The 13,102-nt window shown below is 45.8% G+C and carries 11 protein-coding genes; 7 read left to right on the top strand and 4 right to left on the bottom strand.

What is annotated here, in order from left to right; all coding sequences use genetic code 11:
• Positions 1-37: 37 nt before the first annotated feature.
• From BAA9072_RS02510 to BAA9072_RS02500, 3 genes are all read left to right on the top strand, one after another.
• On the top strand, positions 38-1,336 hold the full coding sequence (locus tag BAA9072_RS02510; RefSeq protein ID WP_201713091.1) for an extracellular solute-binding protein: 1,299 nt from the start codon (positions 38-40) through the stop codon (positions 1,334-1,336).
• Positions 1,337-1,424: 88 nt separating this feature from the next.
• The gene (locus tag BAA9072_RS02505) at positions 1,425-2,303 is read left to right on the top strand and encodes a carbohydrate ABC transporter permease (protein ID WP_201713090.1); all 879 of its coding nucleotides are present in this window, start codon (positions 1,425-1,427) and stop codon (positions 2,301-2,303) included.
• 13 nt (positions 2,304-2,316) lie between these two features.
• On the top strand, positions 2,317-3,138 hold the full coding sequence (locus BAA9072_RS02500; RefSeq protein ID WP_201713089.1) for a carbohydrate ABC transporter permease: 822 nt from the start codon (positions 2,317-2,319) through the stop codon (positions 3,136-3,138).
• Between the two features lie 535 nt (positions 3,139-3,673).
• On the opposite strand, the gene BAA9072_RS02495 is transcribed toward BAA9072_RS02500, so the two are convergent.
• Complete coding sequence (locus BAA9072_RS02495) at positions 3,674-4,288, bottom strand: YesL family protein (protein WP_201713088.1); 615 nt, start codon at positions 4,286-4,288, stop codon at positions 3,674-3,676.
• A gap of 327 nt (positions 4,289-4,615) precedes the next feature.
• On the opposite strand from BAA9072_RS02495, the gene xylA reads away from it, so the two are divergent.
• From xylA to BAA9072_RS02480, 3 genes are all read left to right on the top strand, one after another.
• A complete protein-coding gene (xylA, locus tag BAA9072_RS02490; protein WP_201713087.1) occupies positions 4,616-5,941 on the top strand; it encodes a xylose isomerase in 1,326 nt (441 codons plus the stop codon).
• A gap of 25 nt (positions 5,942-5,966) precedes the next feature.
• On the top strand, positions 5,967-7,466 hold the full coding sequence (xylB, locus tag BAA9072_RS02485; RefSeq protein WP_201713086.1) for a xylulokinase: 1,500 nt from the start codon (positions 5,967-5,969) through the stop codon (positions 7,464-7,466).
• 89 nt (positions 7,467-7,555) lie between these two features.
• A complete protein-coding gene (locus tag BAA9072_RS02480) occupies positions 7,556-8,539 on the top strand; it encodes an aldo/keto reductase (RefSeq protein WP_201713085.1) in 984 nt (327 codons plus the stop codon).
• A 31-nt stretch (positions 8,540-8,570) separates the two neighbouring features.
• Here the strand turns inward: BAA9072_RS02480 and BAA9072_RS02475 are convergent, their stop codons facing one another.
• From BAA9072_RS02475 to BAA9072_RS02465, 3 genes are all read right to left on the bottom strand, one after another.
• Positions 8,571-9,608: an aldose epimerase family protein gene (locus BAA9072_RS02475; RefSeq protein ID WP_201713084.1), complete on the bottom strand. Its 1,038-nt coding sequence runs from the start codon at positions 9,606-9,608 to the stop codon at positions 8,571-8,573.
• Positions 9,609-9,690: 82 nt separating this feature from the next.
• Complete coding sequence (gene xylE, locus BAA9072_RS02470; protein ID WP_201713204.1) at positions 9,691-11,106, bottom strand: D-xylose transporter XylE; 1,416 nt, start codon at positions 11,104-11,106, stop codon at positions 9,691-9,693.
• A 706-nt stretch (positions 11,107-11,812) separates the two neighbouring features.
• Complete coding sequence (locus tag BAA9072_RS02465) at positions 11,813-12,310, bottom strand: DinB family protein (protein ID WP_201713083.1); 498 nt, start codon at positions 12,308-12,310, stop codon at positions 11,813-11,815.
• Between the two features lie 183 nt (positions 12,311-12,493).
• Here BAA9072_RS02465 and BAA9072_RS02460 point away from each other — a divergent pair, with 183 nt between their 5' ends.
• Complete coding sequence (locus BAA9072_RS02460) at positions 12,494-13,027, top strand: DinB family protein (RefSeq protein ID WP_201713082.1); 534 nt, start codon at positions 12,494-12,496, stop codon at positions 13,025-13,027.
• Positions 13,028-13,102 lie beyond the last annotated feature (75 nt).

The raw sequence follows: 13,102 nt of genomic DNA, 5'->3' as shown, positions 1-13,102 counted from the left end.
TCTGGTTTCAAAAAAACGAATATTGGGGGTATTTAGTTTGAGAAATAAGAAAGCGGTTACAACAGTCTTCACTCTTTTTTCCTCTCTGTTACTGATCACCGGTTGTTCCGGATCAGATGAGAAAGCCAATGGGTCCGGAGATGAGAAAACAATCGAGTTCATGCATCTTTGGCCGGAAGGAAGCTCTAAGCAGCACAATGAAATTGTAAACGGTATCATCAAGGATTTTGAAAGTGATCATCCGGATGTGAAAGTGGACCTTGAAGTACTGAGCAATGAGCAGTACAAGGATAAGCTTAAAGTGTTATCAACTTCGAATGAATTACCGGATGTGGGGATGACGTGGGCTGCAGGATTCCTGGACCCGTATGTAAGCGGTAAGAAGTTTGCACCTTTAGATGATGTGCTTGAAGGGGATCTAAAGGACAAATTTGTATCAGGTACGGCAGAAGCGTATGAAGTGGATGGAAGTACTTACGGGCTGCCTCTTGAATTGAACATTGCCACGGTATTCTACAATAAAGCGATTTTCGATAAATATAACTTGGAAGCACCGAAAACATATGAAGAATTGGAAAATGTCGTAAAGACGTTGAAGAAAAATGATGTGGCGCCAATCGCTCTTGGAAACAAGGATCGCTGGACTGGATCGTTATGGTATATGTACCTGGCGGACAGGATAGGCGGGGGAGACGTCTTGACGAATGCAATTAACCGAACTGGTTCATTTGAAGACCCTGCACTTGTTTCAGCTGCCGAAAAAGTACAGGATTTAGTTGGTATGGACGCTTTTGTCAAAGGATTCAATGGGCTATCAGATGAAGAAGCGAAGAGCATGTTTATGAACGAACAGGCGGCCATGTACTTGATTGCGACATGGGATCTGCCAAACTACACAACCAATGAAGATGTTCCGCAAGAGTTCAGGGACTCGGTCGGATACTTCAACTTCCCGACGGTTGATGGAAATGGAGATATGAACAGCTTCGTCGGAGGTCCAGGGGTAGGACTATTCGTTGCGGAAGACTCGGATGTGAAGGAAGAAGCGAAAGAATTTGCCTCCTTCTTCGTACAGGAATGGGGAGAGAAGTCAGTGACCGATGCCGGGGTCATCCCTGCAACGAAGGTCGATGCTGAATCATTGGATCTTCCGGATATGTATGTCGACGTATTGGATGATCTAAACAATGCCAGCAACATTACATTATTCGCAGACGTTCAAATGAGCGCAGATGTTGCACAGGTTCACTTGGATATGATTCAATCTCTCTTTGGTAAAGAAGTTACACCGGAGGAATTTGCAAAAGAACACGAAAAGGCCCTTTCGAAAGAATAATAGAGTTTAGAAAGGATCAATGAAAGAAAAGGACATACCCGTAAGCTGGATTGTCCTTTTCTATTTTTAAAATATGGGGTTGAATGTTATGAATAAAGTAATGTCTAACAAGTGGATTATCGCCTTTTACGTTCTCCCTGCACTCCTTTTGATCGGTGTATTCATTTTCATCCCATTAATCCTGACTGGGTACTACGGTTTGATGGACTGGGATGGCATCGGGGAGATGCAGTTCATAGGGCTTGATCATTATATCCATGCAATTACGGATGAGAAGTTCTGGGATAGTGCACTTCATTCCTTTTTACTTGCTGTATTTTCAACACTGAGTCTGATTATTTATCTGGCAATCTCGTTAATATTGGCTTCAAAAATAAAAGGGGCCGACCTTTTAAGGAAAATCTATTTGATTCCGATGCTGCTCTCATCCGTCGCCATCGCCCAGTTATGGATCAAGGTTTTCAATCCGACAAACGGGATGCTGAATAACATTCTGATGGCAATCGGGGTAGAGGATCCACCGGCGTGGCTTGCTGAACCATCCGTTGTACTGTATGCCATTTTCATTCCGATTCTATGGCAATATGCGGGGTTCTATATTTTGATATACTATGCGGCCTTGAAGAATATCCCGGAATCTCTGGTGGAAGCGGCAAAAATCGATGGCGCGACACCTTTCCAAATTGCCTATAAAATCAAGCTGCCTTTAATCATGGGAGTCGTGAAAGTGACCATCGTGCTGGCGGTTGTCGGTTCACTGAAATACTTTGATCTGATTTACGTCATGACCGGCGGCGGGCCGAATGGCGCAAGTGAAGTCATGGCTTCCTATATGTATAAACTGGCTTTCTCAAGTAATGACTTTGGATACGGAAGCGCCATCGGCTTCCTGCTGTTGATTATCACCTTAATCGTGACCGTCATCGTCCGCAAAGTCACAGCGACCAAAGAAGAAATTCAATATTGAAGGGGGTTAGACCATGAAGCGTGCGGGTTACTTTATTCTCTATCTCTGTTTAGCCATCGTCGCGGTCTTTCAAATATTTCCGGTGGTTTGGCTGTTCCTGTTTTCATTAAAGGATAACCAGGATATTTTCTCGAAATCGCCTTTTTCCCTGCCTTCTGAATTCAGATGGGAGAATTACGCGAAAGTATGGGAAGGCGGAATCGGGATTTACTTTTGGAACAGTATCTGGATTACCGGTGTAGCGATCATCTTAACGGTATTGTTCGCAAGCATGGCGACATTCGTCATCACCAGAATGCAGTGGAAGCTAAGTAAACTGGTATTGGGATTATTCATGGTTGGGTTGATGATCCCGATTCATTCAGCCATCATACCGCTATTCAGCATGTTCTTGAATGTGAATTTAATTGATAATCCATGGTCGATCGTCATTACGTATACGGCTTATAACCTGCCGATTACGATGATGATTTTGCTTGGCTTCTATTATACGTTACCCCGGGAGATAGAAGAGGCGGCTATCATGGACGGATGCTCGGTTCATCGGATGTTTTTCAAAATCATCCTTCCGATGACGATCCCGATCATGTCGACGACCGTCATTATCAATATGATCTACAATTGGAATGAGTTTGTCTTTGTGAACACATTCATCAGCTCCGACGAGTATAAAACCCTTACCGTCGGAATCCAGAATTTCATCGGACAGTACATGACCGACTGGGGAGCCATTGGCGCTACACTCATTATCAGTGTCCTGCCGATCCTGCTGGCATTCCTCTTCTTCAGCAATAAAGTTGTAGAAGGGATCTCATCAAGTGCGGTAAAGGGATAAGTAATAAAAAAATCACTTCTTCTTTTATTCCATTGTCTCTGATAAACATGATGGTTGATTCCCACTTTGGACATCAACCATTCGTGTTAACGGAGTTTAATGGTAAAGAGAGAAGTGATTTTTTTATGCTTTTTTCACAAGTATGTTGTGATTAAATACTGTATTTTTACATGCTCTGACATTACGTGTGTGCTGCAGGGTGAGGGGAACTGCTCCGTTTTCCACGGACGTTCGGCCGAGCCTCCTCAGCTTCGCTTCCGGGGTCTCGGCATGCCCGTTTTCCGTAGGAGTCTCCGCAGTTCCCCTCACCCTCTAAAAAAGCAATTGGTGTCAGAGCAAATTGGTCTATATTTATCAGAAAAAAATATTCTTACTATTAGTCAAGAAAGCAATCCTGACATTTTTTTGTTGAAGTGAAAACGTATGCTTGGACCATTTAGCTCCAGCTCCGCGGAAAGGAACGATCTCTGTTTCCCACTACAACTTGTATAAAAGATAAGGCTACTTTTTTATACTGTGCGAAAAGAGCCTCTTATTATGACTGCTTCCCCTGAATGCGTTTAAATGCATGCAGGCTGATCCATGTTGTGATAAAGGTATAAGCGCTGCCGCCGAAGATAAACGCAAGAGCCGGTACCCGTGACATGATCAAGAAAAGGGAACCGAGACAAAGGAGTATCAACAGCGTATGGAGTGGATGGATCAGCATGATCAGAAACGCTTGTTTGATCAGTTGCCTCACGCTCAAATCGAAATGCACAAAGGCCGGTAACAGATAAAAGGAGAAGAATAGAAAGAGCAGCATAAAGGCAAACAGCGGAATATGAGTCCAAGTGAACGGTTCACGGAAATCCGCTTGGATATACCAGAAATCAAGGCCAATCAGGAAGGAGGTCGCCACAATGACGATACCTAATCGGTTGCTCTTCCAGAATTCTTTTTTGAAATAAGTCAAGAAGGCGCTGAAAACCGGTTCTTCCGTATTTCCCCGTAACCAATCCCGGACAATGGCGAACATGGCCACCGTAGAAGGGAAGAAGCCGAACAGGATGCCTCCAGCCAAAGTAAAGAGGACCCATAAAATATTTATGTAAGCGAAACGTGTGATCCATTCAAAGATGCTGTAAATCGCACTGTTTAACGTGTTCATGGACACAGTCACCTCCATCGTAGAGTAAGTTATATGCGCAATCATGAACTATTATACGGTATTGCGGCTTGTTTGACAGTAGTTTATAAAAACTTAGTTTATTCAATAGACAAACTAACGCTATGTTGCTATAATGACGTTGTAAGCATTTACATTTTATGAATGGCGGAGACGGCAACTGGATCGTCCGCATAAAAAGAACCTGTTATAAAAGCTGATTACGTTTCAAGTGACAGTAAGGAAAGTCCGATTCATTATCGCTCATCCGGATGGACGGTGAGCCGGAAGTTGAAGCACTTCATTATAAAATTTTAGGAGGAACGATCAATGGCTTACTTTAAGAACATCGACAAAATTAACTACGAAGGTTCAACATCAACCAATCCATTTGCGTTTAAATTTTATAATCCAAAGGAAGAAATCGGTGGCAAAACAATGGAGGAAATCCTGCGTTTTGGTGTAGCTTACTGGCATACCTTCACGATGGACGGCTCCGACCCATTCGGAAGCGGCACAATGATCCGCCCCTGGGATCAATATTCGGGAATGGATTTAGCAAAGGCTCGTGTAGAAGCGGCTTTCGAATTTTTTGAAAAGCTGGATGTCCCATTCTTCTGTTTTCACGATGTCGATATTGCCCCGGAAGGAAGCAGCTTAAGAGAAACGAATCAAAATCTTGATACAATTGTAAGTATGATAAAGGAATACATGAAAGACAGCAAAACGAAATTACTCTGGAATACGGCGAACAATTTCACGCATCCCCGCTTTATCCATGGTGCGGCCACGTCCAATAGCGCAGACATCTTCGCTTACTCCGCAGCGAAAGTGAAGAAAGGATTGGAAGTCGGGAAGGAATTAGGCGCAGATAACTATGTATTCTGGGGCGGACGGGAAGGATACGAAACCCTCCTGAATACAGACATGAAGCTTGAGATGGATAACCTTGGACGCTTCCTTCATATGGCCGTTGATTATGCGAAGGAAATCGGCTTTGATGCCCAATTCCTCATCGAGCCTAAACCGAAAGAACCAACGACTCATCAGTACGATTTCGATGTAGCAACAGGCTTTGCGTTCCTTCAGAATTACGGACTGCAGGATCACTTCAAGTTCAATATCGAAGCGAATCACGCGACATTGGCAGGACATACCTTTGAGCATGAACTGCGCTATGCACGTGTGAACAATATGCTTGGTTCAGTGGATGCCAATCAGGGCGATCCATTACTTGGCTGGGATACAGACGAATTTCCGACAGACTTGTATTCTACCACTCTTGCCATGTATGAAATTCTTAAAAATGGAGGACTTGGCCGCGGTGGATTGAACTTCGACGCGAAAGTGAGAAGAGGTTCTTTCGAGGCGGAGGATTTATTCCACGCGCATATCGCCGGAATGGACAGTTTCGCAGTCGGGCTTAAGGTTGCTCAGAAGCTGATTGATGATAACGTACTTGATGGTGTGGTTGACAATCGTTATAAGAGCTATACAGAAGGCATCGGTCTTGAGATTGTAGAAGGAAATTCAGACTTCAAGAAGCTTGAGGAGCATGCCCTGGGCTTAACAGAAGTGAAGCATCAATCTGGCCGTCTTGAGAAGATCAAGGCAACCATCAATCAATATTTACTGAAAGCATACGCTGGAGAATAAGGTGTAACGTAGAAGAGGTGAAGGGATGAAATACGTAATTGGCGTTGATCTGGGAACAAGTGCAGTGAAAATCCTGTTGGTGAATCAAACCGGGGAAGTCGTTCAGGAGGTTTCAAAGGAGTACGGGCTGATCCAGGAGAGAACGGGTTACAGCGAACAGGACCCGAAAGCGTGGGTGGATCAGACGGTTGCTGGATTGTCTGATCTCCTGCAAGACTTCCAGGGAGATACGGAAGAGATCGAGGGCATCAGCTTTTCAGGCCAGATGCATGGACTTGTACTCTTGGATGAGAACAATGAAGTGCTTCGCAATGCCATCCTCTGGAACGATACCAGAACCACCGCCCAATGCAGAAAGATATACGAGGTCATCGGGGAAGAACGCTTGCTCTCCATTACGAAAAACCCTGCATTGGAAGGCTTTACGCTTCCGAAGCTCCTTTGGGTGAAAGAGCATGAGCCGGAAATCTATGAGAAGGCGGCAACCTTTGTGCTGCCGAAGGATTATCTCCGCTACAAGCTGACGGGGAAACTGCATATGGACTATTCCGATGCAGCGGGAACACTGCTATTGGATATCGGGGAAAAAGCATGGAGCAAAGAAATCTGCGACCTTCTGGGGATTGATCCAGAGATTTGCCCGCCATTGGTAGATTCCTATGAGAAGACGGGCAGCCTGAGCGAGGAAATCGCTGAATCGACTGGTTTATCCCCGTCTACCCAAGTATTTGCCGGTGGAGCGGATAATGCGTGCGGCGCGATCGGTTCCGGTATATTAGAAGATGGCAAGACCCTATGCAGTATCGGGACTTCAGGTGTAGTGCTATCCTATGAATCTGGCAATGATAAGGATTTCGAGGGGAAGGTCCATTACTTTAATCACGGAGCCCCGGAAGCGTATTATACGATGGGCGTCACTCTTGCAGCAGGTTACAGCCTGAGCTGGTTCAGGAATGTGTTTGCCAAGGATGAAAGCTTTGATGAGTTGGTGAGGGAGGCAGGCACTGTGCCTCCCGGGTCAAACGGTTTACTGTTTACACCGTATGTGGCGGGGGAAAGGACCCCTCATGCAGATGCTGCGATTCGGGCAAGCTTTATTGGCATGGACAGCTCCCATGAACGAAAGGACTTTGTACGGGCAGTCATGGAAGGCATCACCTTTTCATTAAATGAATCCTTGGCGATCTTCCGCGGCAGCGGCAAGAAAATCGAGACGATTGTCTCCACTGGAGGCGGAACGAAGAATGAAGACTGGCTGCAAATGCAGGCGGATATCTTCAACGCCAGAATCGTGAAGCTCTCGAGTGAACAGGGGCCGGGAATGGGAGCAGCGATGTTAGCGGCCTATGGATGCGGCTGGTTCGATTCCCTGAAGGCATGTGCCGATGAGTTTTTGAAAGTAGAGAAAGAGTTCATCCCGAATGCGGAAAACGCAGAGATGTACAAGGAATTGTTCCATCTCTATCAGGACGTATACGGGCAAACAAAATCATTAAATGAAAAACTGGTAAACTATCGAAAATAATACCGACAGATGATAAGGCTGCTTCAGAAGAGAAATTCCACCACTTCTCGAGGCAGCCTTTCCCGTCTGAAGGGGAGGAGAGGGAAGCATTGAAATATAATCAGCTCGGTAATACGGATTTGAACATAAGTGAATTAAGTTTTGGGACATGGGCCATCGGCGGCGCCTGGGGCAAGCTGGATGACCGGGAAGCAATGAAGGCATTGGACAAGGCAATGGATGCAGGGGTGAACTTCTTTGATACGGCAGATGTGTATGGAGACGGTCATAGTGAAGAGCTGCTTGGGAAAGCGACTAAAGGGAAGGAAGCAGCGATCCAGGTCGCGACGAAATTTTGCCGCAGTGCCGATATCCATGATCCCAGGACCTATTCAATGGAAACCGTGCGGGCATTTTGCGAGAACAGCTTAAGGAGACTGGACAGGGAAGCAATTGATTTGTACCAGATTCATTGTCCCCCGCTGGAAATCCTAAAGGATGGCAGCGTATTCGAGGTTCTGGAAAGACTGAAGGAAGAAGGGAAAATCCGCTACTACGGCGTGAGCGTCGAAACAATAGAAGAAGGCCTCTTCTGTCTCGAGCATACTAAGGCAAGTTCTCTGCAGGTCATCTTTAATCTGTTAAGACAGAAACCGTTGGAAAAGCTGTTTCCGATTGCGCAGGAAAGGAAAGTCGGAATTCTTGCCCGAGTACCGTTGGCAAGCGGACTGTTAACCGGTAAGTTTACAAATGACACGACATTCGAAAGTGATGATCACCGCAGCTTCAACCGCAACGGGGAAGCGTTTAACGTCGGGGAAACCTTTGGTGGATTGGACTTTAAAAAAGGGGTCGAGCTGAGTGATGAGCTGAGCTGGATCGAAGAGGAGAGAGGCAACCGTACAAGAGCCGCGATCAAGTGGATTCTTCAGCAGGAAGAGGTGACGAGTGTCATTCCGGGTTTCAGAAGTGTCAAGCAGGTGGAGGATAACCTTAAGGCGCTGAATGCAAAGGAATTCAGTCCCGAGGAACTGCAGACATTGAAAAGTTTTTATGATAAAGAGGTCCACACTCATATTCGGGGAGCTTATTAATAGAACCTCCAGCTAACGGCTGGAGGTTCCTTTATTTCTCAATTGAAAACGTAAAGACAGTGCGCTGCTGATAGCGTTCATTCGGATGCAGGATGACAGGGGGCAGGCCATCATGATGGAGAGAGGCCGGCGGGGATTGTGTTTCAAAGCAGACGCCCAAATGCTTTCTCGATGTTCCTTCATGAAGATCCAGTCCGTGTTGGAGATTGTTCGCCGTGTACATGACCATGCCGGGTTGATCCGTCTCGATGGTGAGCACACGACCGCTCGTTTGTTCTTTCACTGTGACCATTTCTGACCTGCTGTGATCAAACAGGAAGTAATGATCGTAGCCATGACCTGCTATGTCGTTTTGCTCCGTTTGTGCCGTTATACCGTCTTGCAGTCTGCGCCCCTTACGGAAATCAAATGAAGTATCGGCAGCATCCACCACCGTCCCAGTCGGGATCAACTCTTCGTTGAGCTCGAGAAATTGATGGCTGTCGATCGTGACCTGATGCTCGAGGATCGTCTCCTTTCCATTCCCGCTTAAATTAAAGTAAGCATGATTGGTTAAGGTAAGGGGAGTGGGCTGATCCGTCACGGCCCCGTACTCAAGGATCAGTTCATTTTCATTTGTTAAAAGGTATGTGACAGACACATCCATCGTGCCGGGATATCCACCCTCACCGTCTTTACGGGAGTAGGAGAGAACGACCCCGACCCGGTCCTCATCCTGGAATGGTTCCGTGTCCCAAAGAACCTGATGAAATCCATTTGAGCCTCCGTGTAAATGATTTTCCCCATCATTTGCTTCAAGCATATAGACATTCCCATCCAGTTCAAAGGCGGCCCCTTGGATCCTGCCGGCAACAGGTCCGATCAATGCTCCGAAGAAATTCGGATTCGTCTCGTAATCCTCAACCCGTTTATATCCGATCATCACGTTTTCAACCTTACCGTCCTGATCAGGCACCATCGCCTTTGTGATGATACCCCCGTAGTTTAATAGACTGACAGCCATTCCATGATCGTTCTGTAAAGTATATTCCTTCCATCCCCGTTTAAGGTCTTTTATATCGATTTTCATGTTTTCACCCCGAATGTATCGTATTCTCTTCATCTAGTAAAAGAGGCATCTGCCTTTCAGGCAGATGCCCCGTCATTTTAATCTACATGGCCTTAGATTTTGATGCAGAAGGCACTTTCCACAAGTCTTCCATTTGTTCAAGGGATTTTCCTTTGGTTTCCGGTACGAACTTCAATACAAAGATGGCGGAAAGAACACTCATCAATCCGTATATCCCATACGTCATCCCGCCGCTGTATTCCATCATCATCGGATATGTGGAGGAGACGAGGTAATTCGCTGCCCACTGCGCGGCCACAGCGATCGCCACTGCCTGGCCGCGGATACGGTTAGGGAAGATTTCTGAAATCAACACCCAGCAGATCGGACCCCAGGACATCATGAAGGAAGCCGTGTACACAATGATAAAGATTAACGTACTGATGCCGATGATATTCGAGAAGGCAAGCCCTGCCACACCGAACATCCCGATGGCCATCCCGATCGAACCGATGATCATTAATGGTTTGCGTCCCCAGCGGTCGACAGTCATGATCGCAATCACCGTAAAGACGACATTGACCAAGCCCATGACGATCGTCTGCATCATGGAAGCATCCTTTGCTGCACCCATACTTTCAAAGATCCGGGGTGCATAATAGAGAGCCACATTGATCCCGACAAACTGCTGGAACACAGAAAGCAGGATTCCGATGATAATGACAGTTTTTCCATAAGCAAAAGTGGAGAGCTTTTCCGTCGACACATTCACCGATTGCTTGATCTCCTGGAGGATTGACTTCGCAGGCGCGGAGCCGTTGATCTTCGTCAGAATCGCCAATGCGCTTTCATCCTTGTTCTTCAGGGAAAGGTAACGAGGCGTTTCCGGAACAAAGAAAAGGAAAACGCAGAACAAGATGGCGGGAATGGCTTCTGAAGCAAACATGTATCTCCAGCCGATATCATTGATCCAATCCAGGGGCTGTCCTTTGGCAATTCCCCAGTTGACAAAATAAACGACAAGCATCCCGAATATGATCGCAAACTGATTAAATGAAACGAGGCGTCCACGGATCCCTGCCGGTGCGATTTCCCCGATATACATCGGTACGATGGCAGAAGCAAGACCGACACCGATTCCCCCGATAATCCGGTAAAGGTTAAAGGCGAGCAGCAAGCCCATCGTCGGTTCTCCGGCAGAAAAGAACAGGAACTCCGGAAAAGCAGACCCTAATGCCGATAATAAGAAGAGGATTGAAGCAATAATCAAAGACTTCTTACGTCCGAACCGTGATGAAAAATTGCCGGAAATCACTCCGCCGATGATACACCCGATCAGGGCACTGGAAATCGTCGCACCGTGAATGAATGAGCTTAAGCCGAGGCCATCGATCAAATAAGCCTGAATCGATTTCTCCGCCCCGGATATGACAGCCGTATCATACCCGAACAGGAGACCGCCGAGGGTGGCTACTAAGGTAATAGAAAAAATGTAAAGTGAACTTTTTTGCTTAGTCATCATGTGTGGAGGCAGTATCTAATCCATTCGAGACAACGCTTACATTTTCAGCGTTTAGAATAATAAAGCGTTTTCAAATGGGAGTATAAAAAAAGATACTGCCGTAATTCCCCCCTTATCATTTGTTTTTTCAGTATAGTAACAGTTTCGTTATTATTCTGAATTATAGCAGATGTGAATTAGTTTGTCTAATGGATGAACAAAGTACTTTTTACCTGTTTTTTAAGCGTGGCCCATCATAAGAGGGGAACGGTGTGATCTGAAATAGATCTGAGATTATTGATGTGGAAAAGTTCAGGGAAGCTACAAGTTTCGACAAGGAGCTCACATCATGAAATTCCGGCTCATATACGAGGGGAGAGGGTAATCGGCGTGGCTGCAATCCTGTAAAAATAGCATGAAGATGATCCTCCTTAAAAATACAGAACCGTTTCTATCGGTAATCGGGTAGGAAACGATCCATTTACATAAAAGAAGATCCATTTGCGATACAGCAATTTGATGGCGGACATCCATTCGGGGAGAAGGGGAACTGGTCTCTTTGACTATCCTATTAATTTACTGAACAACATAGTGAAAGTTGAGGAAGTTTTATTGAACAACGGGCAACTTTGAACAAAAATTCCAAGAAAGAATGCCGACCACCTATCAGACAGCAAACATACTAAAAAAAACAACCGGCGCCCGCCGGTTGTCCTCTCTCATTCTAGCTTTTCTGAGCATTCATTGCTTCCCATTCTTCCTTACTCGGGCCATACACGCCAGGCACTTTCAAATCAGCCTGTCTCATAAGAGTCGTCAACTGTCCGCGATGATGAACCTGGTGTTGAATCAGGAGACGGAATACGGCTTGTACCGGCATATCCATTCCGAACAGATTCACCATTTCATTCATCTTCTCATCGGACACTTGTTCAGATACAGCTTCTGATAGACGCTCACTTACCAACTTATACGTATTGCTGATCTCAGCAGCAGAAGCAGGGGCTTCTTTCCGAAGATCCGGCACTTCGAATGTAATGCCGAGCTGAGCCGGGAAGTAATAAGCGGATCCCGTAATGTGCCAGGCAACGCTTCCGATGCTGTATAAGTCGGGTGCAACTTCCTGCTTCAGTGACTCATCCGTCAGTGCGTCCATGACTTTCTGGGTTACGGCGGCTTCTTGTTTCCACTCTTGTAAGAAATCATTTACTGTTGTGAACATAGTGATTCCCTCCTTAAAATAACGTTCCTTCTCATTGTATCACGTTGGGCTGATTTATCATTATTTTACCTACTGCTCTGTAGTGAAGTGGAATTCTATCAACATATGACATTGAATACACTATGATGGAATGGAAGAGAGAGTCCTCTTTGGTGTGAAAATCTATTTCTAGGGGGAAAGCAGATGAACTTTGAATTACATGAAGGAATCGAAATGTTGGAAAGGACTCCGATCACGCTCCGCTATTTCCTAACTGGGCTGTCGAACGGATGGCTTGAATGTGATGAAGGAGACGGGACATGGAATGCGAATCAAGTAGTAGATCATTTAATTGAAGGAGAAAAACATAATTGGATCCCGAGATTAAAGATGATTCTTGAAGAAGGTGAACGTAAAGTGTTTCCTGTATTTGATCGGCATTCACACTTAGATGGAAGGTCTTCAGGCAGTCTTGAAGAAAAGCTGAAGGAATTTGACTCTCTCCGATCAAAAAATATTCATGAGTTAAAAGAGTTGTTGGACCATCACCATCACGCCCTCGATGCGACCGGCATGCACCCGGCTTTCGGCAAAGTCACTGCACGGGAACTCCTTTCAACCTGGGTGGTCCATGACATGACCCATCTTGCTCAACTGGTAAGAGTATTTTCCCACCGCTATATGGAAGACGTTGGGCCTTGGAAGGAGTATTTGGGAGTATTGAAAAAGCAGTCATAGGTTGGCAGAAGCAAGGGGAAGCAAGGGGACGGTTCTCTTGCTTCTATTTGTGTTAAAAGGAAGCAGCAGAACCGT

The sequence above is a fragment of the Rossellomorea arthrocnemi genome (genome assembly GCF_904424705.1).
Lineage (GTDB): Bacteria > Bacillota > Bacilli > Bacillales > Bacillaceae_B > Rossellomorea > Rossellomorea arthrocnemi.
This window is presented reverse-complemented; position numbering and strand designations above follow the sequence as displayed.